The following is a 24,092-nucleotide window of genomic DNA, read 5'->3' as shown; positions in this document are numbered from 1 at the left end:
GGTGGGTGGGCATGCGCACCCAGTCCGCCCGGCCGGCCTTGTGCAGCAGATCGCCGGGGGAGCCGGAGGGCAGATGCCCGGTCAGCAACACCGGAAAGCCGGCCCGGTCGGCGCGCGGCAGCAGGCGGGACGAAGGCCCGGCCTCGCCCATGCCGTCATCGGCCAGCAAGGGCAGCGAGGGCAGCGGGTCGGCGTCGGTCCAGTCTGCGGCACTACCCAGCCGCAAGCGCAGGATCTCGGATACGCCAGGCAGCAGCGCTGAAGTGGCGGCGATCTGCGCTTCGAGCGAAGCACGCATGCCGGCGTGGATGGCGAAGGGTCCCGGCAAGGCCGCGATCAATTCCAGCGACCGCCCCGACAGCGGCGTCGGCAGAAGGCATCCGTTCGAATGGCGCGCCACCCAGCCCGAAATGGCCTCGGCGCGCGCCGCACCCGGCACGGGATCGGCGCCATAGGACGCGTCGAGAACGAGAAGATCGCATTCGGGGATCGCGTCCATCACGAAGACATTGCTGTCCGGCACCACGTCGGCCGAATAGACGACGCGGCTCTTGCCATCGTCGACGGCAAACCAGACGCCGCCGACGACATGTCCCGACCTCCCCGTCCTGACCGTGAGATTGCCGCTCTTCAGCAAATCGCCGGGTTCGAAAATCTCGATGCGATCTTCCGGAAAGGGAAATCGCTTGAGATCCCCGGGATCGGCATAGCCGGCGAGCGTGGCCGGAGCCTCGGCGCGGGTTTCGGCCGTCATGAAAATCGGACCGGCATAGCCGCGCGACAAAAGCCAGCTCAGAGCACCGACGTGATCCTCGTGCGCATGCGAGACAAACAACGCATCGATGTCGGCGATCGACCCGTCAAGTGCCGGATAGTACTCCGCCCCTGTGGCCCCGACCTTGATGCCGATATCGAGCAGGATGCGATCGTTTCCGCTGCGGACGGCAACGCTGGTGCGGCCCTTTTCGCCGAAGCCGCCGGCCAGGTCCAGCTTCATCACGACGCCGCCTCCGCCGGGATTACCCAGCCGGACTTAATGCGCAGGCGCGCCTGGGCTCCGCTCTCCAGCACGACCGGGTCGGGCTGCTCGAAATGCAAGGTAAGATCAGGTCCTGCGGAAGGCGTAAATTCGATGCGCGCCGAGCCACCCTGGTAGATCACCCGCTTGACGAGGCCATCGAAGCCGGGGCCGTCCGGCGAGACGTCGAGATCGGCCGACCGGCAGCAGATCCTTGCGCTGGCGCGCGGCCGCTCGCCTGCCCGGCAGCGGACGACCAGCTCGGTTCCGAGAACCCGGACCTTGCAATGACCGGCTTCCTCGGCGTTCAGCACGTCGGCCGGAAGCAGAATGCCCTGTGAAATGAAGGAGGCCACCATTTCATTCGCCGGCTCATGATAGAGCTCGCGCGGCGTCGCGAGCTGGACCAGGCGACCGTGATCCATCACCGCGATGCGATCGGCCAGCGCCATGGCCTCGGCCTGATCGTGGGTGATGTAGACGATGGTCGTGCCGGTGCGCTTGTGAAAGGCGGCGAACTCGTCCTCCATCGAGGCCCTGAGATGCACGTCGAGATTGGCGAGTGGCTCGTCGAACAATACCAGCGAGGGCGCGGCGACCAGGCAGCGCGCCAGGGCCACGCGCTGGCGCTGGCCGCCGGAGAGGTTGGCCGGCCTACGGTCTCCTAACCCCTGTAGATTGACCAGGGCCAGCGCGTCGGCAACCTTCTGGCGGGCGACCGCCTTGTCCAGCTTTGCAACCTTGAGCGAATAGCCGATGTTCTCGGCGACCGTCATGTGCGGCCACAATGCGTAGTTCTGGAAGACGATGCCGACCCGCCGCTTCTCTGGTGGAACGCTGCCGCCTGCACCCGACACGACCTCGCTGCCGATGCGGATTTCGCCCGACGTCACCTTCTCGAAGCCGGCGACAAGCCGCAGCAACGTCGTCTTGCCGCAGCCGGAAGGCCCGAGCACGGCAAGGAATTCGCCGTCGCCGACATCGATCGAAACGTCCTTGACCGCATCGAACTCGGCGAAGCTCTTGGTCACATGGTCCAGGGTCAATCGCGCCATGGCAGAACTCCACTCGGAAGGTGAGGGGCAAGCAGGTTGGTCACCAGCATCAGCACGAAGGTGACCGCGACCGTGATGACGGACATCGCCGCCGCGTAGTTGGAATCGCCGCCCTGTTCGAACGAGAACATCACCACGCCGATTGTCTCGGAACCCGACGACCACAGCAGCGCCGAGACCGTGAGCTCGCTGAGCGCCGTCATGAAGATCAGCAGGCCGCCGGCGATCGCCGCCGGCGCCACCAAAGGAAAGACGATGGTGCGCATGCGCGTGAATAGGCCGGCGCCCGCCACTTGTGCAGCCTCCTCCAGCGTCCGGTCGATCTGGTGATAGCCGCTGATCGTCGGCCGCAAGGCCAGCACCAGGAAGCGGGCGAGATAGGCGTAGAGGATGATCCAGACCGTGTTGTAAAGCTGTATGCCGGTCAGCGGGATCGGCCGCAGGAACAGCAGCAGCGACGCGATCGCCAGCACCACGCCGGGCAAGGCATAGGGCAGTTCGACCGAAAGATTGAGCAGCCGCACCCAGCGCTGCTTGCCCCAGGCAATGAGATAGCCGATCGGCACGGCGACGAGGACCGCGAAGAAGGCGGCGGCGATAGACAGCCAGAAGCTGTTGAAGAAGGCGCGGCTGGCGGCAGCGTGCTCGAACAGCACGAAACGGTAATTGTCGAGCGTCGCCGTCTTGGCGCTGAGCGCGATGCCGTAGCCGGGAACCAGCGACGTCAGCACCAGCCCGAACAGCGGCAGGAACAACACCAGCACGACCAGCAGCCACATGCCGGCCTGGACGATCGGACGCCAGCGGCCAAGCTCGTAGGGCTCGGCGGGCAGCGAGGTGGAGCTGATGCGGTAGTCGCGGCGCCGGCTCATGACCTCCTGGGCGATAATACCGGCCATGGCGATGATGCCGATCAGCACCGACAGGAACGCCGTCTCGCCGAGCACGGCCGGCCCGCCGCCGGCCAGTTTTTGATAGATCAAGGTCGGCAGCACCAAGTAATTGGCGGGAATGCCGAGAAAGGCGGGAATGCCGAAATTGCCGACGCAGGACACGAAGGCCAGTGCCGCTGCCGCCATGATCGACGGTGTCATCAGGGGTAGCACGATGGTGACGAGCACGGTGAACCAGCTCGCGCCGCCGGCTCGCGCCGCCTCGACCAGTTCGCGCGGCAGCTTGCGCAGGCCGGCGCGCACCAGCAGGAACACCAGCGGGCCATACTGCACGCCGAGCAGCAGGATGATGCCCGACGTGGAATAGAGCGGGTTCTTGGTGCCCAGCGGCGGTGCGGCGCCGAACAGCTTGAGGAACGGGCTGGCCGGTCCGAACAGTTGCAGCCAGGCAAGCGCCGTGACCTGCGGCGCGATCATCAGCGGCATGACGTAGCAGAGCACCAGCGCGCTTCGGCCGCGTATGTCGGTCAGCGTGATGAGCACCGCCACCAGCGTTCCCGACAGCACGGCAAGCACCGTGCCGCCTATGCCGACGACAAGCGTGTGCCAGGTGGCGATCCAGGTCGCCGGGCTTCTCAGTCCAGCCTCCAGGGCCATCGTCGACACCGTGCCGCCGGGTGCCACGATTTCCTTGATCAGGCGCAGCATCGGCAGCAGGGAGAGCAGCACGATGACGACGGCTACCGCCGCCGTCAGGACCATTTCCTGGCCCCGGCTTTCCCTGATCGTTGATGGCATCGTTGCTTTCCTGAAATTCGACCAGCGCGCAGTGGGGATGCCGCCGAAGCGGCATCCCGGCCGGATCGCCGAGCCTTGTCAGCCGCCGAACAGTTCCGAGAACTTCGCCTTGTCGGCGTCGGTCTTGGCGACGATTGCCTTGGTGTCGAACGACATTACCTTGACCTTGACGCCTTCCGGCAGCCATTCGGGCCGGCCGACCGAGGCCCGTGCCGGCAGGTAGCCCATCGAAAGCGCCAGCTTCTGGCCTTCGTCCGAAAGAATGAAGTCGACGAACTTCTTGGCGCCGTCGACATTCTTGGCCGTCTTCATGATCGCGACCGGTTCGGTCACGGCCGGAACGCCTTCCGAGGGGAACACGAATTCCACCGGCGAGCCCTTCTTCTTGGCGTTCATCGCCATGAAGTCGACGAGGATGCCATAGGGCTTCTCGCCTGATGCCACGGACTTCAGCACCGCGCCATTGCCGCGCACGCTGACGGTGTTGTTGGCCTTCAGCTTCTGGAAGAAATCCCAGCCGTAATCGGCATCGCTGGCGAAACCCGAAAGCAGGTAGGCGGCGGCACCTGAATAGAGCGGGCTCGGCATGACGAGACCATCGGCATAGGCCGGCTTGGCGAGATCGGCCCAATGCTCGGGTTTTTGCGCAGCCGCGGTGTTGTAGACGATGCCGGTGGTGATCAGCTTGCTGCCGAAATAGGTCTTGTCGGCGTCGTAAGCATCCGGCTCGATGCCGTCGAGCTTTGCCTCGGGATAAGGCAGCAGCCGGCCATCCTTCTTCAGCAACTCCATCGAGACCGCATCGGCGATCAACAGCACGTCGGCCTGCGGGCTGCCGGCGGCGAATTCGGCCGCCATCTTTGTGAGGATGTCGCTGGTACCGGAACGATAGATTGCCACGTCGATGCCGGGCTGCGCCTTCTTGAAGGCCTCCACGGTCTTGGCCGCATCGGCTTCCGGCTGGGATGTGTAGAGCGTCAACGTTTCGGCACTTGCCATGCCGGCAAACAAAGTTGCCGCGAGCGCCAGCTGGCTGCCCAGCAGCTTGATGAATAGCGTCTTCATAAGACCTCCTGTCCTGTCTGTGCACGACTGGTCCGGCCCCGGCCGGTTCCCTGTCTCTTCCTCCCTGCACGGCGCATATGACTGGTGGATGACACAGCGCGTGAGATATACAGAATATGTTCATATGTTCGATGTCAATTACAAATGAACAAAACTGTGCAACAATCGACACGCCGGACATCCGGTGCCAGTTGACACGCGGCCGGCCTTTCTCCGAAGAGGCGATGCGGGGCCCAGGCCAAGGCTCATGAGGACGAAAAGCGATGCCCGTGGAAAAACCGAGACCGGCCCGCTCCGGATTGCCGATGGTGTCGTCGGATCTCAACGTCAAGACGGCGTGGCTCTATTATGTGGAGGGCTTCACGCAGGAGCAGATCGCCGAGAAGCTCGATGTCTCCAGGGTTAAGGTCATGCGCACGCTGGCCGCGTGCACGGCCGAGGGCATCGTCGTCACCATGATCAACGCGCCGACCGCCGAACAGGTGGCGCTCGAACGTGCACTCGAGAAGCGCTGGGGCCTCGATGCCGCCGTCGTCATCCCGACGCCTTCGGCGCAAGACCACCTGGAGAAGGCGATCGGCCACGCCGTGGCGGCCTATCTCGGCGAGCAGATGCAGGACGGCATGACGCTGGCAATCGGCGGCGGCGCGACCCTGCATGCAAGTTTGGGCTTTCTCGCCCGCCGGCAGCTGAAGCACGCCTCGGTCGTGGCGCTCGTCGGCAGCCTGCCGCATTCGCAATGGATCAATCCGTCGATCGTCGCCGCCAAGGTCGCCGATGTCTTCGAGGTCGACAGCTACCAGATCACTGCGCCGGTGACGGTCGACAACCCCTCGCTGCGTGACCTGCTCTGGGCGCAGCCGGCGCTGCAGGACGTGCGGCAGCGCGCTGCCGCCGCCGATATCGCGCTGCTTACCGTCGGCGACATGTCGCCGGACGCGACCATCTTCCGCCACGGCATCGTGCCGTCGTCGCTCATCGCGTCGCTGAAAGCGAAGGGCGCGGTCGCCAACATGCTGTGCTATTTCGTCGATGCCTCAGGCAGGCTGGTCGACCACGAAGTCAACGGCCGCGTCATGGCCATCGACCTCGATGTCGTCGGCCAGGTGCCGAATGTCGTGCTGGCCGCCGGCGGAAAACGCAAGGTGGCCGCGATCCTCGCCGCGCTGAAGGCCGTCAGCACCAATGTGCTGATCACCGACAGCGATACGGCGACGGCGCTGCTGGCAAAGGCTGGCTGACGCTGCTTCCAGTGCCGCTTAGATCAGGCCGCGTTCGCGCAAGAAATCCTCGACGCCGACATGGGTCATGGATTCGAATTCGGCGATCGCCTCGGCCACCCGCCTGCGCTGGGCCGCCAGCAGCGTGAACACCTGCTTCATCTCGCCGGAAACGCCGAAGCGGCCCCAGCGCTCCGCGATATGCGCAGGCAAGCCGATATCGGCGCAGAACGCATCCAGGCTCTCATAGCCGAGACTGGCGACGAGTTGCTTGGTTTCGTCCCCCGACATACGCGGCTCGAAAGCGTGATCGTGCAGGCGCTGCGCCACCAGCTTGATGTCGGACGGAGACGCGCCCATCACCTTGCCGAACAGGGTCTTGACGTCGGATGGATCGAATGCGGGCATGCGGACCTCCCTTGATCACAGTCCACCTGAAACATGGGCGAAGGGTTCGCGCCTGACAAGTCGATTCTGTGGTGAGCCGGCGCATCATTCGACGCCTCCTCACGTCAACGTGACCTACACCAGCATGCCCATCGGGTTCTCGATCAGCTTCTTGAAGGCGACCAGCAGTTCGGCGCCCAGCGCTCCGTCCACGGCGCGATGGTCGGTCGACAGCGTCACCGACATCACCGTGGCGATTTTGATCTCGCCGTTCTTGACCACCGCCCGCTCCTCGCCGGCGCCCACTGCCAGGATCGTCGCATGCGGCGGGTTGATGACGGCGGCGAAATCCTTGATGCCGAACATGCCAAGGTTCGACACCGCCGTGGTGCCGCCCTGATATTCCTCGGGCTTCAGCTTGCGGCTGCGCGCGCGGCTGGCCAGGTCCTTCATCTCGTTGGAGATCACCGACAGCGTCTTTTCGTCCGCATGCCGAATGATCGGCGTGATCAGGCCGCCGGGGATCGAGACGGCAACGCCGACATCGGCATGCCTGTGCTTGACCATGGCGCTTTCGGTCCACGAGGCATTGGCATCCGGCACCGCCTTCAGGGCCATGGCCATCGCCTTGATCACCATGTCGTTGACCGAGAGCTTGTAGGCGGGCGCCTCGCCCTTGTCGGTCTTCTTTACCGGTGCGGCCACATTGAGCTGCGTGCGCAGCGAAAGCAGCGCATCGAGCTCGCAATCGAGCGTCAGGTAGAAATGCGGGATGGTGGTCTTGGCCTCGACCAGCCGCCGCGCGATGGTCTTGCGCATATTGTCGTGCGGGACGAGATCGTAGGAGCCTTCCTCGAACAGGCGCAGCACGTCCCCCTCCCCCTTGAAGAGAGGGTGGCCGGCCGCAGGCCGGTCGGGTGGGGTTGCTTCGACGGGGCTCGGCGCAAAAGCGGTGCCTCCTGAGACGACCCCCTCCGTCCGCTTCGCGGACACCTCCCCCTCGAGGGGGGATGAGAGTACCGCATCGATATCCGCCTTCACGACGCGGCCATGTGGGCCTGTGCCTGGTATGCCGGAGAGATTCAGTCCTGCTTCACGAGCCAATCGACGCGCCAAGGGTGTAGCGCGGGTTTTCCCCTCCCCCTCGAGGGGAGGGTGGCCGGCCAAAGGCCGGTCGGGTGGGGTCGGTTCGACCGGGCTCAGCGCGATGGCGGTGCCTTTTGAGGCAACCCCCTCTGTCGGCTTCGCCGACATCTCCCCCTCGATGGGGGAGATTGGCGCATAAGTCTCGCCCTCGGCATAGATCCACGCGACCGGTGCGCCGACGGGGATATCGACGCCTTCCTTGCCGGAGACATCGCGCAGGATGCCGCTGGCCGGCGCGTCGATTTCCATCGCCGCCTTGTCGGTCTCGATCTCGAACAGCACGTCGCCCTTCTTGACCCGGGCGCCTTCCTCGGCGAACCAGCGCGAGATCTGTCCGGTCGCCATGTCCATGTCGACCTTGGGAAGAATGACTTCGGTCGGCATGTCTCAGCGAACCCCTCTCACGAGGTCGCGGGCGGCGGTGATGATGCCGGGAACCTGCGGCACCGTCGCCTTCTCCAGCTCCGGATTGTACGGGATCGGCGTCTCCGCGCCGCCCAGCCGCACGATCGGCGCGTCGAGATAGTCGAACGCCTCGCTCTCGGCGATCATGGCGCTGACCTCGGCGCCGATGCCCAGCGTCTTGACCGCTTCGTAGACGCACATCAGCCGCGACGTCTTCTTGACGCTGTCGATGACGGTCTGCTTGTCCATCGGCCGGATCGTCCTGAGGTCGACGACTTCGACGTCGATGCCTTCCGCTTCCAGCGCGGCCGCGGCGTCGAGCGCCTTCTGCACCATGATCGAGGTGGCGACGATGGTGAGATCGCGCCCTTCGCGGCGGATATCGGCCTTGCCGATCGGCACCGTGTAGTAGCCTTCCGGAACCGGGCCCTTCATCTTGTAGAGCAGCTTGTGCTCGAAGATCATCACCGGATCGGGATCGGCGACGGCAGCCAAAAGCATGCCCTTGGCATCGTGCGGCGTCGCCGGCTGGATGACCTTTAGGCCCGGCACATGGCCGAGCCAGGCCTCCAGGCTCTGGCTGTGCTGCGCGGCGGCACCGGTGCCGGAACCGGCGGGAAAGCGCATCACCACGGGAACGGAAACCTCACCGCCCAGCATGAAGCGCATCTTGGCCGCCTGGTTGACGATCTGCTCCATGGCGAGCGTGGCAAAGTCGGAGAACTGGAACTCGAAGATCGGCCGCATCCCGGTGAGGGCCGCACCCACCGCGACACCCGCGCCGCCCAGTTCCGAGATCGGCGTATCCATCACCCGGTCCGCGCCGTAGCGCTCGACCAGATCGCCGGTCACCTGGAAGGCGCCGCCATAGACGCCGATGTCCTCGCCCATCAGGAAGACGCGTTCGTCCATGTCCATGGCGATCGCCATGGCTTCCTGGATCGCCTGGGCGTAGCTCAGTTCACGCACCATCGCGTCCATCACGCCTGCTCCGTATACACGTAATTTCCGGTCTCGCTGACATCAGGCGACGGGCTCGCCTTGGCGAACTCGATGCCGTCGGCGATTTCCTTGGCCACCGCTTCGCGGATCGCCTCGATGCCCTTGTCGTCAATGAACCCGAAGTCGCGCAGCTCGCTTTCGAACAGGGTGATCGGATCGCGGTTCGACATCCAGTCCTCGATCTCCTCCTTGGTGCGATAGCGGTTGCGGTCGCTCTTGGAATGGCCGCGATGGCGGTAGGTCTTGGACTCGATCAGCGTCGGCCCCTCGCCCGCGCGTGCGCGCTCGACGGCCTTGTAGGACGCCTCGGCGACCTCCGAAAAAATGTTGCCGTTGACGATGACGCCGGGCATCGAATAGGCGGCGGCGCGCTCGGCGATGTTCTTGACCGCGGTCGAGCGGGCCGTCGACGTCGACATGCCGTAGCCATTGTTCTCGCACACGAAAATCACCGGCAGCTTCCAGATCGCCGCCATGTTCAGCGCCTCGTGGAAAGCGCCCTCATTGTTGGCGCCGTCGCCGAAGAAGGAGACCACGACCTTGCCGGTCTTCATCATCTTGGAGGAGAGCGCCGCCCCGACGGCGATCGGAATGCCGCCGCCGACGATACCATTGGCGCCCAGATTGCCCTTGGCCACGTCGGCGATGTGCATCGAGCCGCCGCGTCCCTTGCAGTAGCCGGTGGTCTTGCCGAAGAACTCGGCGAACATGCGCTTGACCTCGGCGCCCTTGGCGATGCAGTGGCCGTGGCCGCGATGCGTCGAGGTGATCTGGTCATCCTCGCCGAGCGGCATGCAGATGCCCATGGCGCTGGCTTCCTGCCCGATCGACAGATGCATGGTGCCGTGGATGAGGCCGCGCGTGTAGCTCTCCTCCGCGCCCTCTTCGAAGCGGCGGATGAGGTACATCTTGTAGAGCACCTGTCTGAGCTGCTCGGCGCTGTACTGGCGATAGACGAAGGGCAGGTTGGCGCGGCTGTCCGCGACGGCTTTGCTGGCTGCGGCCATGATCACACCTCCACGGTTCCGTAGACGAGCTTGTCCTGGCGCGCGCGCAGTTCGGCGATCTTGGAGCCGGGAGCCGGGGCGGCATTGGCGTAGGTGATGAGCTCGCCCTTCTTGATCGGCGCCGTTACCGAACCGCCTTGCAGCAGACCGCAGGGAATGGCCCTGGCGGCATGTGCTTCCGGCGCCGTCATGATCCAGGCGCGGTAGCAATATTCGCCGATCGCATCGAGCTTCTCGCCCGGCTTCATGTCCTTCTTGGCCACGGCTGCGACTTCGGCCACCGGCTTTGCCAGCGGCACCATGTCGGCCTTGCCGTAGAGCACGACGCGGGCGCAGGTCAGGGGCACTTCGAGCGAGGTCAGATGGTAGGGCCGATGGAAGGTGAAGTACGGGCCCTTGCCCATCTTCAAATCTTCCATGCGCTCCGAAATGCGCGGATGCGACATGTCGGCGACGACGAACACGCCGGGCGCGACACCCTTGCCGATCGAATAGTCGACGACGCCGACCTTCGACAGCACGCCGCCGTCCTTCTGCGGCACCAGCACCTTGGACAATTCGCCGAGCGTCGCCGCCGGACCATGCATGCCGGCCTTGTCGGGCACCAGCCCGGTGGCGTTGGCGATCGCCGCCATCTCGACCATGGTCTTGGAGCCGTCGACGAACTCGACCAGCATACGCACATTCATGTGCCGGCGCTTGGCTTCCTCTTCATAGTCGGGCGGCGTGGCGTCGATGTTGAGCGGATTGTTCTTGCCCTTGCCGGCGGCGACGATCGGATGGCCCATCGCCGAGACGAATTCGATAAGCTCCATGCAGGAAGACGGCTCGTCGCCGGCGCCCAGCGAATAGGTGACGCCGAGCCGGTCGGCCTCGCTCTTGAGATAGGCGCCGATGGTGACGTCGGCCTCGACATTCATCATCACCAGGTGCTTGCCGTGCTCCATGGCGCGCAAGCCGATCTCGGCGCCGACGGCGGGAACGCCGGTGGCGTCGATGACGACGTCGATCAGGTCATTGTTGATGACCAGGCTGGCGTCGTTGGTGACCGCCACCTTGCCGGCCTCCATGGCGGCCGTCATCGCCGAGGCGTTCGACACTTCGCGCGCATGCCCGGTTTCCTGGAAGGCGATATCCACGGCCTTGCTGGCGGCGGGCAGGTTCAGCTCGGAAATGGCGCCGATCTCGATGCCGGACATATGGGCGACGCGGGTGACGATGTCGGTTCCCATCTCGCCCGAACCGATCAAGCCGATGCGGATTGGCTTGCCCGACTTGGCCCGCACCTCGAGATCACGGGCAAGGCCCGTCAACGAAACATTGGAAGCCATACCGCTCATTCCTCCCGTAATGCTGCTATTCAATCACCTGACGGGTATTGAACATCTGTATTTCTGTCAAGACTAATGTCCAGATTCGTAGCACTTTTGTACCCTTTCCAGCATCACGAGCAAGGTGGGAAAACCGGCAAATCCGACAACCAAACGGCTCGCGACGGTTCGACGCATTCGGGCCCGGAAAACTTCAACCGTGACCGCGCTTGATGGCGAGAGAAGGGGCGCCCCCTGCTTAAGTGCTAGCCAACCGGAAAATCGTGGAAATGGATGATGGTGCTGACCGGAATGCCGCGCCATTTGCCGGCGATCAGCCGGTGGACACGTCCGGCGAAGATGTGACGGACACTGCCATGGCGTTGGAATAGCTCTTGAAGGGCATCGGCGTCGGTTAGCGTGACCTCGTCGAGCACCGGCATGTGGATGCCGAACGGCGGGTGGTGCATAAACAGGAGGACCGACCGGTCCTGTGCTTCTTGCAACCGCTTGCCGGCTCCCGAAGGCATCAGCGAGGAACAGAACGCCTCGCCTGGGCTCTATTGTGCCGTCCAGCCGCCGTCCATCGGCAAGGTCGTGCCGGTGATCTGCCTGGCTGAATCCGAGCACAGGAACAGCGCCAGGGCGGCAAGGTCCTCGACGGCGACGAATTCCTTTGTCGGCTGTGCGGCCAGAAGCACATCGCGCTTGACCTGTTCCTCGGTCATGCCGCGCGCCTTCATCGTGTCGGGGATCTGCTTCTCGACCAGCGGCGTCCAGACATAGCCGGGCGCGATCGCGTTGACGGTGATGCCGTCCTGCGCGACTTCCAGCGCCACCGTCTTGGTCAGGCCTGATATGCCGTGCTTGGCCGAGACATAGGCGGATTTGAACGGCGAGGCGACGAGCGCATGAGCGGAAGCCGTGTTGATGATGCGGCCCCATTTGCGGCTCTTCATGCCAGGCAGCGCCGCTTTTATCGCGTAGAAGGCCGACACGAGGTTGATGCGGATGATCGCTTCCCATTTGTCGTCCGGGAATTCCTCGATCGGCGCGACATGCTGGATGCCGGCGTTGTTGACCAGGATGTCGAGGCTGCCGAACGCCTCTTCCGCCTCATGCACCATGGCGCTGACCGCCGCGCCGTCCATCATGTTGGCGCCGGAGTAGCGGCATTTGACGCCGAAATCCTTCTCGATGCCGGCGCGCTCCTGCTCGATCGCCGTGGCCTCGCCCAGGCCGTTGATGGTGAGATTGGCGCCTTCGGCGGCGAAGGCGCGGGCGATGGCCAGGCCGATGCCGCTGGTCGAGCCGGTGACGAGCGCATTCTTCGAAGACAGGGAACCCATGGGTGATCTCGATATGGTGGGAGGGAACACGAAAGATAGGGCGCGGTCTTGTGCGCCGCAACATGACGATGCCACAGCCATATATCCGCGCATGCCCGACTCGACCGGCTTCGGCGACTACACCGAGACCGGTCACGTCATTCCGGTGCGCTACAAGGCCAGCATGGCGACTATGTCCACTCGATGTACCTCGACGACGCGCCGATCACCGGCGCGAGCGCGGTTTTTCCTCCGGAATTGCCTGGAAACCGAACCGCCCTGATGGTCCGTCAGGGTCGCTTGGCCCGGGCAGGGCCAACATCGGGCGACCCGGCGATTTCCAGCAGCGACGACACCAGCAATTGCCGCTCGTCTGGGGAAAGCACGTCCGCGTCGAACAGGTTCATGCTGCGCAGGCCCTCGATGGCGAGATAGCAGACCAGCAGCGACTTGAGATCCGGCGTCTCGCTCTTCAGTCGTTGGAAGAGTTGTCGCTTGAACGTCTTTATCGGCGACATGAAGTCCGGATCCTCGGCGATCGCCGAAAATATCCACGACGCCGATGGCTGCTTGTCCTCGCAATCCTTGGCCGAAAGCCTGATGTAGACGGCGAGCGGATTTGCGCCATTGTCGTTGCTGCTGGCGGTCTCTAGCGCCTGCTCGAATTCGCGCAGATAGCCTTCGACCAGGCCCTGCATCAATTTGGCCTTGGTCGGGAAATTGTAGAGCAGTCCGCCTTTCGATACGCCGGCGCGGCTGGCGACGGCATCCAGGGACAGGCTACCGGGACCGGATTCCCGTGCGACGTCCGCCGCCGCAGCGAGAATCCTCTCGCGCGAGTTCGTTCGTTGGGCTTTCATGGCGCCTCCCATCGCAAGCTTAGGCCCAATTGACAAGACCGTCCAGACGGTACAGTAAGACCGCGGTCATTTGAAATCGGGGCCCGCAGTCGATATGTGTCCCGATATCCGCGCTTCGCGCCGGATTTCGACTGAGGGGACTTCCTTGTTCAAGCGCATACTCCGTTTCGTTATCATCATTCTTGTGTTGGCCGTGCTCGTCATCGTGGTCGGCGGCATCGTCGGGTTCAATTTCCTGCGTGACAACGGCATCAAGCAATATTTCGCCACGATGAAGCCGCCAGCGGCAACCGTGTCGACAACCATCGTCAAGCCGTCGAACTGGACGCCGGGCATCGAGGCGATCGGCACGGTCCGCGCCGTGCGCGGTGTCGACCTGACGGTTGAGACCGCCGGCATCGTCAAGGAGATCCCCTTCCATGCCAACGAGAAAGTGGCGGCCAATGCGGTGCTGCTGCAGCTCGACGACGCCGTAGAGCGTGCCGATCTCGCGGCACAGAAGGCGCAGGCGGCGCTCGATCAGACATCGCTGACCCGCGCGCTCGAACTGACCAAGCGCGGTGTCGGCTCGGACTCGACCTTGGACACCGCACGTGCGGCCGCGTCCGCCTCGGCATCCCAGGTCAACAGGCTTCAGGCAGTGCTCGACCAGAAGCAGCTGACGGCGCCCTTTGCTGGAACCGTCGGCATCCCGAAGATCGATCTAGGCCAATATCTGGCGCCCGGCACCGCCGTGGTGACGCTGCAGGATCTCGACACGATGCGGGTCGACTTCACGGTTCCCGAACAGCAACTGCCGCTGCTCAAGATCGGGCAGACGGTTCGGCTGGGCCTCAGCGGCGGCGACATGCCTTTTGCCGGGACCATTCGCGGTATCGATCCCAAGATCGACCCGTCCAGTCGGCTGGTGAACATCCGGGCGGAAGTCGCCAATCCCGAAGGCAAGCTGACCCCCGGCCAGTTCGTGCAAGTGCGTGTCGAACTGCCCGAGGAGCAGAATGTGCTGGCGCTGCCGCAGACGGCGCTGACCACCAGCCTCTATGGCGACTACATATTCGTGGTGCACCCGGCAAAGCCCGCCGAGGCGCAGCCGACCAAGCCGGAGACAAACCCCGCCGCGGCGGCGACCGACAAGCCGGCCGACGCCAAGCCCGCGGCCGATGCCAAACCGGCCGAAGCCGCGAAGCCTGCCGCCGATGCGGCAAAACCAGCGGACAAGGCCGCCGCCGATCAGGCCAAGCCGGCCACGGGGGGCGAGCAGCCTGCCCTGGTCCTGTCGCAGGTATTCGTCAAGCCCGGCCGCCGCAACGAGGGCATGGTCGAGATCGTCGAGGGCCTCAAGGCGGGCGATGAGGTTGTCACGGCAGGTCAGAATCGCCTCTTCAACGGCATGTCCGTCAACGTCGACAACACCATCGACCCAACCAAATCGGCGAACAAGCAGGCCGACCAGCAATGAGCGTTTCCGATCTCTTCATTCGCCGGCCCGTCCTCTCCACGGTCCTTGCCTGCATGATCCTGCTCCTGGGTTTCCAGGGCATATTCAGCCTGTCGATCCGCCAGTATCCGAAGGTTGACGAAACCGCGATCACCATCACGACGGCCTATCCGGGCGCCAGCGCCGACCTGATCCAGGGCTTCATTTCCGCTCCGATCGCGCGCGCCGTCGCCTCGACCGAGAACATCGATTACGTCACGTCGTCGAGCCGACCGTCCTCCAGCACCGTGACGGTGCAGATGAAGCTCGGCTCCAACCCGGACGTCGCGCTGACCGAAGTGCTGTCCAAGGTCCAGGGCGTGCGCGGCACCTTGCCGGACGCCTCCAAGGATCCCGTCATCGTCAAGGGCACGGGCCAGCAGTTCGCGATGATGTACATCTCGATGCAGAACCCGAACATGACCAAGGAGCAGCTGACCGAGTATATCGAGCGCGTCATCAGGCCCCGCATGTCGACGGTCGAAGGCGTCGCCGACGTGCAGATCTTCGGTGCCCAGGAATACTCGATGCGCGTCTGGATCGATCCGGTCAGGCTCGCCGCGCGCGGCGTGACGGCATCGGAAGTGCTGACGGCGATCAACAACTCCAACTTCCTGTCGGCGCCCGGCAACACCGAGAACGAATATGTCGTCTCCTCGATCACCGTGCGCTCGACGCTGCAGACGCCGGAAGCCTTCGCCGAGCTGCCGCTGCGCTCGACCGACGGCAATGTGGTGCGGCTGCGCGATGTCGCCCGCGTCGAACTGGGCGCCGAGAACACCGACACCAGGGTTTCCTTCAACGGCAAGCCAGGCACCTTCCTCGCCATCTTCCCGACCCCGGCTGCCAATCCTCTGACCACGGCGGCGGCGCTCACCAGGCTGGTGCCTCAAATCCAGGAGACGTTGCCGAAGGGCATGACGATCGAGATCGTCTACGACGCGACCGGGCAGATCAGCGCCTCGATCGACGAAGTGTTCAAGACCATCGGCGAGGCCGTTGCCATCGTCGTCGTCGTCATCCTTCTGTTCCTTGGCTCTTTCCGTTCGGTGATGATGCCCATCGTCACCATCCCGCTGTCGCTGATCGGCGTCTGCTTCCTGTTGTTCGCGGTGGGCTATTCGATCAACCTTCTGTCCCTGCTCGCCATGGTTCTGGCGATCGGCCTCGTCGTCGACGACGCCATCGTGGTGGTGGAGAATATCCACCGCCACATGGAAGAAGACCACATGTCGCCGATGCAGGCGGCCTTCAACGGCATGCGCGAGATCGCCACCGCCATCGTCGCCATGACCATGACGCTGGCCGCGGTGTTCGCGCCATTGGCCTTCACCGGCGGCCTGACCGGCGCGCTGTTCCGCGAATTCGCCGTCACGCTCGCCGGCTCGGTGGTGCTGTCGGGCGTGATCGCCATCACCATCACGCCAATGATGTCGGCGCGCCTGCTGAAGTCCGGCACGCCAGGCCGTTTCCAGCGCATTGTCGACGGCACTTTCGCGCGGGTCGAGCACGTCTATGAGCGGGCCGTCACCGGGTCGCTCAACTATCGCCCGCTGACGCTGATCATCGTGCTGGCGCTTGTCGGGGTGACCGGCTTCATGTTCACCAAGACCTCAACCGAACTGGCGCCGGAAGAAGACCAGGGCTTCCTGCTCTCGCTTGTAACGGCGCCGCGTTATGCGACATCCGATTACACCGAGACTTACGTCAACCAGATGCTCGGTCTGGTGAAGGATATTCCCGAAACGCGGGCGCAGTTCTCGGCCGTCGCGTTCGGCGGCACGACGAACAGTGCGTTCGTCGGTTTCGCCTTCAAGGACTGGGCGGAGCGCAAGCGCAACTCGAAGGAGCTGCAGGCCGACATCACAGCCCGTCTCGCCAAGGTGGCGGGCGTCCAGGCCTTCGTCTTTGCGCCACCGACGCTGCCGGGCTCCGGCGGCGGCCTGCCCATCGCCCTGGTGGTGCGATCGACCGGCGACTCCTCGGAAGTGTACGACGTGGCCGAGAAGATCAAGAACAAGGCACAGGCCTCCGGCCGCTTCATCGTCGTGCAGAATTCGATGGCCTATGACGCGCCGCAGGTGACGGTGACCATCGATCGCGACCGCGCCGCGGCGCTGAACCTGCCGATCGCCGATATCGGCCGGACGCTGACGCTGCTGGTCGGCGGCGCCGAAGTGGCGCAGTTCGACCGCGACTCCAACAGCTACGACATCATCCCGCAGGTGCCGAAAGAATTCCGCGACAATCCCGAAAAACTCGGCGAGTACTTCGTGCGCAGCGTAACGGGCGAGATGGTGCCGCTGTCGGCGGTGGTGAAGATCTCGACCAATGCGTCGCCGGCCGCGATCGAGCAGTTCAACCAGCTGAATTCGTCGACGATCTCGGCGCTGCCGCTGCCCGGCGTCACCACGGGCGATGGATTGAAAGTCCTCGAGGACATAGCCAGGGAGAGCCTGCCCGACACCTTCTTCATCGACTATTCGGGCCAGTCCAGGCAGGAGAAGGAACAGGGCAACACGATCCTGATCGCTTTCGGGGCGGCCGTCATCGTCATCTATCTGGTGCTGGCGGCGCAGTTCGAAAGCTTCCGTGATCCGCTGATCATCATGATGGCGGTGCCGCTGTCGATCTTCGGCGCCATCGTGCCGCTCAATCTGGGCCTCGGCACACTCAACATCTACACGCAGGTCGGACTGATCACGCTGATCGGCCTGATCACCAAGCACGGCATCCTGCTGGTCGAGTTCGCCAACCAGCAGCGCGAGATCCACGGTATGCGGCGGCGCGACGCCATCATCGCTTCGGCCAAGGTGCGGCTGCGGCCTATCCTGATGACGACGGCGGCGATGGCGCTTGGCGTGGTGCCGCTGATCACGTCCAGCGGCGCCGGCGCCGCGGCCCGTTATTCGATGGGCCTGGTCATTTTCACCGGCATCCTGGTAGGCACCATGTTCACGCTCTTCGTCGTGCCCATGTTCTATACCTTCATTGCCAGCAAGGACTTGCCCCAGCTGGCCGAGAAGCCGGATCCCAAATTGATGCCGGCATTGCCGAGCTGATGGAAACGGCATTGCCGAACTAACAAAAACTAACAAAAAAGAGGCCGGAAACGTCCCGGCCTCTTTTTGGCTGTGCTCGATTACCGTGGGAAAATGTTCCGGCGGGAAGCCCTGAACGGATATGGCTGCTGTGCCGATCCGTTGCCAGCCAGCTACTTGACGATGACGATGCTGGTGTTGGCCGGCCCGAAGGTTTCGACGAGCTGGTAGAAATCGGCGGCATTGTCGGGATGCAGCCGCACGCAACCATGCGAGGCCGGCCGGCCAAGCCGCTTGATGGCATAGGTGGCGTGCACCGCATAGCCGCCGCTGAAGAACACCGAATGCGGCATCGGCGCGTTGTCGTACTTCTTCGAATACCACATTTCATGCATGCGCGTCGGCTTGAACGAGCCGGTCGGCGTCACATGCGCCCTGTCGCCGGTGGAAACCTTCCAGGCGAAGGCCGGGCGGCCGTCGACCGAGACTTCCATGACCTGTTGCGAAAGCGAGACGCGCGCCACGATCTTGTTGGCGGCATGCGCGGTACCCGTGCCGGCGCCGAACAGAAGCGCCGCACCCGTCAGGGCAGCGGCGGCGGTTATGTTGATGAGCTTGGCGGAAATAGCAGTATGCATGATGTCCCTCTCTCTGCCGGGCTGGCCGGCCCCAAATTCGATGAGCGGCTTATCGATGCATCATGTTTCGGAGAGATTTCGTGAAATGCTCGTTTGTGTTTCGAATATGTTTCCTCTGGTTAACGGACCAAAGTTCCCAAATGGCGGACATTGACGCTGTCACTCTGGACAGGAGTAGGCACATAGGTATCCAGCCCGAAACGAAAGTTCGGATTGGCCAAACTTGAAAGGTTGGAGCCCTATTTCGAAACAGAATCTGCAACAAAGCGCATTTTCGGCGGCATGAAGCGGATACAGGCCGCCGGCAGAGTTGACGTAACGAAAGCAGACGGCAACGACCACGGGAACGAAAACGAACATGCGGTCCTGGTTTCTCGGGATCAGCATCGCAGCAGCAGCCACTAGCGGCGCCGGCACGGTTGCCGACGGTTCCATGGCCCGCCTCGCGGCGATGAGTTCGAGTGAGATCTCAACCCTGCATACCGTTCTGTTTTGTGCCACGGTCTGGATTGTTCCAGCCTGCGCATCGTCCGGCTCAAGGCCCACTGGCGGGTTGGCCTTCAGCTGCTGGCATTGCGCGGCCCCTCCGGCAACTTGCTGCTGAGAGGACCGAAGGCCCGCGCCGTGACGGGGGGCTCCGTAGACGGCGCGGGCACTTCGGGAGTTCCTGAAGTATGCCGAGGCGTCACGCGCCCACCCAAGACGGGCGTTGGTCTTCGGAAAACAAGCTGCCGCAACATGATTTACTGGGGATTGACGCAATGAAAACGAAACTTGCAGCTTCGGTGCTTTCGGCACTGCTCTACGCACAGGGCCTGCTCGGCTTTGCCGGGCTCGCCACCGTGCTCTTGAAAGAGCGCGCGCATGCAGGCGAGTTCGTGGCAGGCAGCGACATGCCGCCGGGGCCATCGCTACTGGTGGTGCGCTGAGCGCAGGGCAATCGGGCCCGAGGTGAAAACCGGTTTGGAAATCCGATGCTCAACCAGAGGAATTGCGTGAGCGCCCAGCCGTCAATCGGCGAATTGCGCCGGCGGATCGAAACGGTAGCCGGCGCCGCGTATGGTGATGATAGCTTCCGTATCGAGCTTGCGGCGCAGCCGCACGATGCGCGAATCGATCGAGCGGTCGAAAGCGTCGACATTCTCGGCCGGCGCCGCCGCGATTATGTCGTCGCGCGTCAGCACCTTGCGGGGACTGGCCAGGAACAGCCGAAGCAGCGCCACCTGGCCGGGCGAAAGCTGCTCCTCCGTGCCCGAGCGGTGCATGACGATGGCCGACCTCAAATCGACGGTCGCGTTCTCCAACACGATCAGTTCCTGGGCGGCCCTGCCCCGCCGCGTCAGCAGGCCGCCGACACGGGCGGCGAGTTCCCTGACATTGAGCGGACTTTCGATGACGTCGGCCGCACCGAGCTCGAGCGCCAGCACCTTGTCGACGAGGTCGCACGGCCGGCAGATCAGGATGAAATCCGGTCCGCCTTCACCGCCCCCGCCTTGGCTGCCATAACGCCTGAGCAGATCACGTCCCTCCGCTTGGCTGAGGCTGTCACCGACGACGACGACGTCGACGCCCTTTCCCGCCAGCATAGATTCCGCTTCCCAGGGCTGGCGCGCCTGACGCACGTCGTGGCCTCGCCGCTCAAGGTGATCGGCGAGTTCGGTCGCCACCACGTCGGCGACGCAGATAAGCCCGATAACGGCGCGTGCAGCCATGTTTTCCAACCATTTCCTGGCAACCCGATATGAGTGCTGGACATCATGTTTATACCCAATCTACTTTCCACCGAAAGTGGGAGCGAGCGCATCGTGCGGGCAAGAATTTTAATTGTCGAGGATGAGCCCGATCTAAGAGAGGCGGTCGCCGAATATCTCGGCGCCGCCGGCTATGACGTGGCGACCGCCGAAACCGCGGCCGCCGCGCGCAGCCTGGTCGAAACGCAATCATTCCACCTCGCCATCCTCGACATCGCCATGCCGGGTGAGGATGGGCTATCGCTCGGCCGCTGGTTGCGCTCGAGACTGCCGATCGGCATCATCTATGCCACCGCCGCCGGCACCGCGCTTGATCGCATCGTCGGACTTGAGCTCGGCGCCGACGACTACATCGTCAAACCCTACGAGCTGCGCGAGGTGCTGGCCAGGGTCCGCAGCGTGCTGCGCCGGGTTCCGCAGCACGCGCCGATGCACGGCCAAAAGGCGAGCGATCCCCGCCGCTCCGTCGCTTTCGGCTCCTTCCAGGCTGATCTCGACGGCAGGCTGGTCACCGGCGCCAACGGCGCGGTGATCGACATGGCCAAGAGCGAGTTCGACGTGCTGGAGGTTTTCCTGACCCGCGCCAACCGGCTGCTGACACGTGCTGCCATTTCCGAAGCGATCGGCCTCACCGAAGATCCGGAATCCTCGCGCGCGGTCGACATTCGCATCATGCGCCTGCGCAAGAAGATAGAAACGGATCCGGCCAGCCCGAAATTCCTGCGCACGGTGCGCGGCGAAGGCTATATCTTCTCGCTGCCGGCCGGCGACGGCCACTAAGTGGGCGCGGGGGATTGCTCCCGCGCCTGTGCTGGTCTGTGGACGGATCCGTCGCAATACTTGTCGCCCAAAAACGCTCTTGGTTTTGGGACAACGCATAAAAACAAGGATTTGAGACGCGGCGCATGAAATCCGCTTGGCACCGCAACAATGGCTGAAAATGACCGCTGAAGCAGCAGGCACGGACATGCAAGACGGCCGGCAAGGCGCGGCGATGGCGGCCGTGCGCGTGGTGCGGCGGCTGCGCGAGGCCGGCGACTGGCAGCGCGAGATGGAAGCCATACTGGAAACGCTTTGCCACGCAATGGACTGCCAGCGCGGCATCCTGTTCCGCCTGCGCGAACTGCCCGGTCAGGGATTTGCCCAGTCGGTGGCTGCCTACTGGATCGATCCCGTGCTCGGTGGCGAGTTGGCCTCGCCGACGGTGATCGTGCAGTCGATCATCAACGCCGATCCGCTGCTGGAACGGCTGCAGGAGGATGAACGGCAGGGCAAGATTTTCGCCGGCCATACGCGCGACCTGGACGGCTTCCTGAGAGCCGATTTCGAAAAACAGAGCATTAAGTCGTTCCTGTCGGTGTCCGTGTTCGCGCATGGCCACCTATGGGGGACGCTGGCGGTCAATGACTGCATCGAGGAGCGCGAATGGACCGACGAGGAAGAAGCGACGCTGCACATCATCGCGCTGGCCATCGGCGACGCGATCGAACGCTCGCCCTCCGACGCCCACGCCAGCGAGGTCATCCGCCGCACCATGCTGCAAGCCTCGCTCGATGCCATCCTCGTCATCGACGAGACCGGCTCGATCGTCGAATTCAATCCGGCCGCCGAGAAGATGTTCGGCTTCCTGCGCAGCGATATCCTCGGCAAGGACCTGCTCGACACCATCGTGCCGATCTATTACCGCAAGGGCTATGCGTCGGGGGCCGAATACATGTCCGGCCGCGGCGCGCCAATGGTCGGACAGCGGCTCGAGACGGTGACCCAGAACGCCGCCGGCGAGATTTTCCCCATCGAACTGACGGCGACCGAGATGCGAGTCGCCGACCGCCGCCTGATCTTCGGCTCCATCCGCGACCTGCGCGACAAGCTGCGCGCCGAGGAGGAGATCAACCGCCAGCGCGAGAAGCTGCACCAGAACGAGAAGATGGCGGCGATGGGTTCGCTGCTTGCGGGTGTCTCGCATGAACTCAACAACCCGCTGGCCGTGGTTGTCGCCCAGTCGACGCTGCTGCACGAATTCGCCTCCGATCCGCAGACCAAGGTTCGCGCCGAGAAAGTTCGCGCCGCCGCCGAGCGCTGCGGCCGTATCGTCAAGAGCTTCCTGTCGATGGTCCGGCTGCATCCGACCGAGCGGGCCGAGACGGACCTTAACCAGGTGATCCGCGCGGCGCTCGAGGTGACCGCCTACGGCGCGCGCTCGAGCGGGATCATCATCGATACCGATTTCGCGCCTGGCCCGTTGCTGGCCATGGCCGACGCCGATCACGTCACCCAGGTGGCCGCCAATTTCCTCATCAACAGCCAGCATGCGCTGGCAGGCATAGGCGGCGACCGGCTGATCAAGGTGCGGACCTTCCGCAGCGAGCGCGGCGATCCCGGTTTCTCGGTCGAGGACAATGGGCCTGGCGTACCGGAAGCGATCCGGTCCCGCATCTTCGAATCCTATTTCACCACCAAGCCGGTCGGCGTCGGAACCGGCATCGGCCTGTCGATCTCGAAATCGATCATCGAGCGGCACAATGGCAATGTCTGGTTCGAGGAAGTGCTGCCAAGTGGCGCCCGTTTCGTCGTCCAGCTGCCGGCCATTGTAGCCGGCGTCGCCATCGCCGGCGAGGGCCAGCCGCGATCGAGCGGGCTGCGCCACGCCTTGATCATCGATGACGAGCCCGACGTCGCCGGTTCGCTCTCCGACATACTCGAACTGATGGGCATCAAGTCACGGATCGCGCCCCTCTGGGACACGGCCACAGCCATATTGGCTGGCCACATGCCGCCCGACATCGTCTTTTCGGACCTGCGCATGCCTGGAACAAGCGGCATGACCATCTATCGAGAGTTGCTTGCCGAAAGACCGGAACTGGCGCGGCGTTTCGTGCTGGTCACTGGCGACCTGATCGGCGCCAAGGCCGAAATCGAGGCGCTGCCGCCCTTGCAGCGTCCGCAGATCCTGGAGAAACCGTTCAGCACGCTGGATGTGCGCAGCGTGCTTTCCGCCATTGCCGACCAGGTGGTTTCGAAGGGATAGACCGTACCAACCGGTTAAAAAAGCCCCCGGCCGACATGCGGCGGGAGCCGAAGGGAGCGCTGGACGCGCTCGGGGAGCGCCGCGGCACGATCCAAAGCGGAGCCGCTTCGGAACAACGTTTCAGCCAAAACTCAGAAAATATTCGGCGTGTTGGTCAGTGGCGCGGCATTGGCGATCATCCGGACCGCACGGGCTTTGTGGGCTCCGGACTGCTCGGCTATGGCCCGCAGGCAATCGGCGCTCTCGGCGCCCCAGGCCTGACCCTTGCAGGCAAAGTCGATCATCGGCATCGGCAGGCGTGCGGTTCTGGTGGTGGTCATTGCGCCGCCGACGACGTTGACCGGTGGATTGAGCGAAGCAAAGGCCGGGCCGACCGTCGGCGCGAACGCCATGCCGGCGAAGGCGCAAGCAGCCAGCGCCATGAACATCGCCATGGGGTGGTCGCTGGCGCGCCGGCGCAATGCCAGCTTCGGGCGGCGGCTAACGCGCTCCGGAGCCTGGGACCGGCGGTCATTACTGGCAATCTGAACTTTCGCATGCATCATCATCCCCTTCGTTGACTTTCTTTTTTTGATAAAACGAACTTAGTCGCGCTCTGTATCAGCGGAAAGCTGGCGTGAATCTGATATTGTAACCGCCTTGAAACGGCCCCGTGGCCAGACC

At 63.9% G+C, this 24,092-nt stretch carries 22 protein-coding genes and 1 pseudogene; 8 read left to right on the top strand and 15 right to left on the bottom strand.

The annotated features are described in order from the left end of the window. The 4 genes from FJ979_RS30175 to FJ979_RS30160 form a co-directional block, all read right to left on the bottom strand. The coding region (locus FJ979_RS30175) for an MBL fold metallo-hydrolase (protein WP_140584509.1) at window positions 1–997 on the bottom strand (997 nt) is incomplete at its 3' end. Then, window positions 997–2,073 carry an ABC transporter ATP-binding protein gene (locus FJ979_RS30170; RefSeq protein WP_140584508.1) on the bottom strand — a complete coding sequence of 359 codons (1,077 nt, stop codon included), beginning with the start codon at window positions 2,071–2,073 and terminating at the stop codon, window positions 997–999. The genes FJ979_RS30175 and FJ979_RS30170, both read right to left, overlap by 1 nt. Beyond that, complete coding sequence (locus FJ979_RS30165; protein WP_140584507.1) at window positions 2,061–3,764, bottom strand: iron ABC transporter permease; 1,704 nt, start codon at window positions 3,762–3,764, stop codon at window positions 2,061–2,063. The genes FJ979_RS30170 and FJ979_RS30165 overlap by 13 nt, the downstream gene beginning before the upstream one ends. Before the next feature lie 78 nt (window positions 3,765–3,842). Next, window positions 3,843–4,829: an ABC transporter substrate-binding protein gene (locus tag FJ979_RS30160; RefSeq protein WP_140525497.1), complete on the bottom strand. Its 987-nt coding sequence runs from the start codon at window positions 4,827–4,829 to the stop codon at window positions 3,843–3,845. Between the two features lie 263 nt (window positions 4,830–5,092). Between FJ979_RS30160 and FJ979_RS30155 the strand changes: the two genes are divergently transcribed. Further along, a complete protein-coding gene (locus tag FJ979_RS30155) occupies window positions 5,093–6,070 on the top strand; it encodes a sugar-binding transcriptional regulator (RefSeq protein ID WP_140500629.1) in 978 nt (325 codons plus the stop codon). 18 nt (window positions 6,071–6,088) lie between these two features. On the opposite strand, the gene FJ979_RS30150 is transcribed toward FJ979_RS30155, so the two are convergent. From FJ979_RS30150 to FJ979_RS30120, 7 genes are all read right to left on the bottom strand, one after another. Further along, window positions 6,089–6,457 carry a hypothetical protein gene (locus FJ979_RS30150; protein WP_140561611.1) on the bottom strand — a complete coding sequence of 123 codons (369 nt, stop codon included), beginning with the start codon at window positions 6,455–6,457 and terminating at the stop codon, window positions 6,089–6,091. Window positions 6,458–6,571: 114 nt separating this feature from the next. Then, the gene (locus FJ979_RS30145; protein WP_140561609.1) at window positions 6,572–7,966 is read right to left on the bottom strand and encodes a pyruvate dehydrogenase complex dihydrolipoamide acetyltransferase; all 1,395 of its coding nucleotides are present in this window, start codon (window positions 7,964–7,966) and stop codon (window positions 6,572–6,574) included. Between the two features lie 3 nt (window positions 7,967–7,969). Continuing rightward, window positions 7,970–8,968 (bottom strand): alpha-ketoacid dehydrogenase subunit beta, encoded by a 999-nt coding sequence (locus FJ979_RS30140; RefSeq protein WP_140558466.1) that lies wholly within the window; start codon window positions 8,966–8,968, stop codon window positions 7,970–7,972. Further along, a complete protein-coding gene (locus FJ979_RS30135; RefSeq protein WP_140500625.1) occupies window positions 8,968–9,996 on the bottom strand; it encodes a thiamine pyrophosphate-dependent dehydrogenase E1 component subunit alpha in 1,029 nt (342 codons plus the stop codon). Before FJ979_RS30135 ends, FJ979_RS30140 begins: the two co-directional genes overlap by 1 nt. A gap of 2 nt (window positions 9,997–9,998) precedes the next feature. After that, window positions 9,999–11,327: an NAD(P)H-dependent oxidoreductase gene (locus FJ979_RS30130; RefSeq protein ID WP_140525493.1), complete on the bottom strand. Its 1,329-nt coding sequence runs from the start codon at window positions 11,325–11,327 to the stop codon at window positions 9,999–10,001. A 245-nt stretch (window positions 11,328–11,572) separates the two neighbouring features. Then, window positions 11,573–11,812 carry a hypothetical protein gene (locus FJ979_RS30125; RefSeq protein WP_224684849.1) on the bottom strand — a complete coding sequence of 80 codons (240 nt, stop codon included), beginning with the start codon at window positions 11,810–11,812 and terminating at the stop codon, window positions 11,573–11,575. A gap of 54 nt (window positions 11,813–11,866) precedes the next feature. Then, entirely contained in the window at window positions 11,867–12,655 is a 789-nt protein-coding gene (locus FJ979_RS30120; RefSeq protein ID WP_140584506.1) for a 3-hydroxybutyrate dehydrogenase, read from the bottom strand. Between the two features lie 88 nt (window positions 12,656–12,743). Here FJ979_RS30120 and FJ979_RS33215 point away from each other — a divergent pair. Beyond that, window positions 12,744–12,868: pseudogene (locus tag FJ979_RS33215) on the top strand (acetoacetate decarboxylase family protein); the annotation flags it as partial. A gap of 56 nt (window positions 12,869–12,924) precedes the next feature. Here the strand turns inward: FJ979_RS33215 and FJ979_RS30110 are convergent. Continuing rightward, window positions 12,925–13,494 carry a TetR/AcrR family transcriptional regulator gene (locus FJ979_RS30110; protein ID WP_140517913.1) on the bottom strand — a complete coding sequence of 190 codons (570 nt, stop codon included), beginning with the start codon at window positions 13,492–13,494 and terminating at the stop codon, window positions 12,925–12,927. 145 nt (window positions 13,495–13,639) lie between these two features. Here FJ979_RS30110 and FJ979_RS30105 point away from each other — a divergent pair, with 145 nt between their 5' ends. Together FJ979_RS30105 and FJ979_RS30100 are read left to right on the top strand one after the other, a co-directional pair. Further along, window positions 13,640–14,953: an efflux RND transporter periplasmic adaptor subunit gene (locus tag FJ979_RS30105; protein ID WP_140584505.1), complete on the top strand. Its 1,314-nt coding sequence runs from the start codon at window positions 13,640–13,642 to the stop codon at window positions 14,951–14,953. Beyond that, on the top strand, window positions 14,950–18,033 hold the full coding sequence (locus FJ979_RS30100) for an efflux RND transporter permease subunit (RefSeq protein WP_140517912.1): 3,084 nt from the start codon (window positions 14,950–14,952) through the stop codon (window positions 18,031–18,033). Before FJ979_RS30105 ends, FJ979_RS30100 begins: the two co-directional genes overlap by 4 nt. A 152-nt stretch (window positions 18,034–18,185) precedes the next feature. Here FJ979_RS30100 and FJ979_RS30095 read toward each other — a convergent pair whose 3' ends face one another. Then, window positions 18,186–18,650 (bottom strand): L,D-transpeptidase, encoded by a 465-nt coding sequence (locus FJ979_RS30095; RefSeq protein ID WP_140517911.1) that lies wholly within the window; start codon window positions 18,648–18,650, stop codon window positions 18,186–18,188. A 213-nt stretch (window positions 18,651–18,863) separates the two neighbouring features. Here FJ979_RS30095 and FJ979_RS32745 point away from each other — a divergent pair, with 213 nt between their 5' ends. Then, the gene (locus FJ979_RS32745; RefSeq protein WP_181165414.1) at window positions 18,864–19,055 is read left to right on the top strand and encodes a hypothetical protein; all 192 of its coding nucleotides are present in this window, start codon (window positions 18,864–18,866) and stop codon (window positions 19,053–19,055) included. Between the two features lie 356 nt (window positions 19,056–19,411). Continuing rightward, on the top strand, window positions 19,412–19,579 hold the full coding sequence (locus FJ979_RS30085; protein WP_140500618.1) for a hypothetical protein: 168 nt from the start codon (window positions 19,412–19,414) through the stop codon (window positions 19,577–19,579). 81 nt (window positions 19,580–19,660) lie between these two features. Here the strand turns inward: FJ979_RS30085 and FJ979_RS30080 are convergent, their stop codons facing one another. Continuing rightward, window positions 19,661–20,362 carry a response regulator transcription factor gene (locus tag FJ979_RS30080; RefSeq protein ID WP_140500617.1) on the bottom strand — a complete coding sequence of 234 codons (702 nt, stop codon included), beginning with the start codon at window positions 20,360–20,362 and terminating at the stop codon, window positions 19,661–19,663. A gap of 45 nt (window positions 20,363–20,407) precedes the next feature. Here FJ979_RS30080 and FJ979_RS30075 point away from each other — a divergent pair, with 45 nt between their 5' ends. Together FJ979_RS30075 and FJ979_RS30070 are read left to right on the top strand one after the other, a co-directional pair. Then, on the top strand, window positions 20,408–21,181 hold the full coding sequence (locus tag FJ979_RS30075) for a response regulator transcription factor (RefSeq protein ID WP_181167426.1): 774 nt from the start codon (window positions 20,408–20,410) through the stop codon (window positions 21,179–21,181). 160 nt (window positions 21,182–21,341) lie between these two features. Then, a complete protein-coding gene (locus FJ979_RS30070; RefSeq protein ID WP_181168634.1) occupies window positions 21,342–23,429 on the top strand; it encodes a sensor histidine kinase in 2,088 nt (695 codons plus the stop codon). A 131-nt stretch (window positions 23,430–23,560) separates the two neighbouring features. Here FJ979_RS30070 and FJ979_RS30065 read toward each other — a convergent pair whose 3' ends face one another. Next, window positions 23,561–23,971 (bottom strand): hypothetical protein, encoded by a 411-nt coding sequence (locus FJ979_RS30065; protein ID WP_140584504.1) that lies wholly within the window; start codon window positions 23,969–23,971, stop codon window positions 23,561–23,563. Between the last annotated feature and the right edge of the window lie 121 nt (window positions 23,972–24,092).

This window comes from Mesorhizobium sp. B1-1-6, from assembly GCF_006443035.1.
Lineage (GTDB): Bacteria > Pseudomonadota > Alphaproteobacteria > Rhizobiales > Rhizobiaceae > Mesorhizobium.
This window is presented reverse-complemented; position numbering and strand designations above follow the sequence as displayed.

What these genes read in the sequence shown, in the direction of transcription:
- FJ979_RS30170 (WP_140584508.1), bottom strand. Translation starts at nt 2,073, where the DNA reads ATGGCGCGATTGACCCTGGACCATGTGACCAAGAGCTTCGCCGAGTTC.
- FJ979_RS30165 (WP_140584507.1), bottom strand. Translation starts at nt 3,764, where the DNA reads ATGCCATCAACGATCAGGGAAAGCCGGGGCCAGGAAATGGTCCTGACG.
- FJ979_RS30160 (WP_140525497.1), bottom strand. Translation starts at nt 4,829, where the DNA reads ATGAAGACGCTATTCATCAAGCTGCTGGGCAGCCAGCTGGCGCTCGCG.
- FJ979_RS30155 (WP_140500629.1), top strand. Translation starts at nt 5,093, where the DNA reads ATGCCCGTGGAAAAACCGAGACCGGCCCGCTCCGGATTGCCGATGGTG.
- FJ979_RS30150 (WP_140561611.1), bottom strand. Translation starts at nt 6,457, where the DNA reads ATGCCCGCATTCGATCCATCCGACGTCAAGACCCTGTTCGGCAAGGTG.
- FJ979_RS30145 (WP_140561609.1), bottom strand. Translation starts at nt 7,966, where the DNA reads ATGCCGACCGAAGTCATTCTTCCCAAGGTCGACATGGACATGGCGACC.
- FJ979_RS30140 (WP_140558466.1), bottom strand. Translation starts at nt 8,968, where the DNA reads ATGGACGCGATGGTGCGTGAACTGAGCTACGCCCAGGCGATCCAGGAA.
- FJ979_RS30135 (WP_140500625.1), bottom strand. Translation starts at nt 9,996, where the DNA reads ATGGCCGCAGCCAGCAAAGCCGTCGCGGACAGCCGCGCCAACCTGCCC.
- FJ979_RS30130 (WP_140525493.1), bottom strand. Translation starts at nt 11,327, where the DNA reads ATGGCTTCCAATGTTTCGTTGACGGGCCTTGCCCGTGATCTCGAGGTG.
- FJ979_RS30120 (WP_140584506.1), bottom strand. Translation starts at nt 12,655, where the DNA reads ATGGGTTCCCTGTCTTCGAAGAATGCGCTCGTCACCGGCTCGACCAGC.
- FJ979_RS30110 (WP_140517913.1), bottom strand. Translation starts at nt 13,494, where the DNA reads ATGAAAGCCCAACGAACGAACTCGCGCGAGAGGATTCTCGCTGCGGCG.
- FJ979_RS30100 (WP_140517912.1), top strand. Translation starts at nt 14,950, where the DNA reads ATGAGCGTTTCCGATCTCTTCATTCGCCGGCCCGTCCTCTCCACGGTC.
- FJ979_RS30095 (WP_140517911.1), bottom strand. Translation starts at nt 18,650, where the DNA reads ATGCATACTGCTATTTCCGCCAAGCTCATCAACATAACCGCCGCCGCT.
- FJ979_RS30085 (WP_140500618.1), top strand. Translation starts at nt 19,412, where the DNA reads ATGAAAACGAAACTTGCAGCTTCGGTGCTTTCGGCACTGCTCTACGCA.
- FJ979_RS30080 (WP_140500617.1), bottom strand. Translation starts at nt 20,362, where the DNA reads ATGGCTGCACGCGCCGTTATCGGGCTTATCTGCGTCGCCGACGTGGTG.
- FJ979_RS30075 (WP_181167426.1), top strand. Translation starts at nt 20,408, where the DNA reads ATGTTTATACCCAATCTACTTTCCACCGAAAGTGGGAGCGAGCGCATC.
- FJ979_RS30070 (WP_181168634.1), top strand. Translation starts at nt 21,342, where the DNA reads ATGACCGCTGAAGCAGCAGGCACGGACATGCAAGACGGCCGGCAAGGC.
- FJ979_RS30065 (WP_140584504.1), bottom strand. Translation starts at nt 23,971, where the DNA reads ATGCATGCGAAAGTTCAGATTGCCAGTAATGACCGCCGGTCCCAGGCT.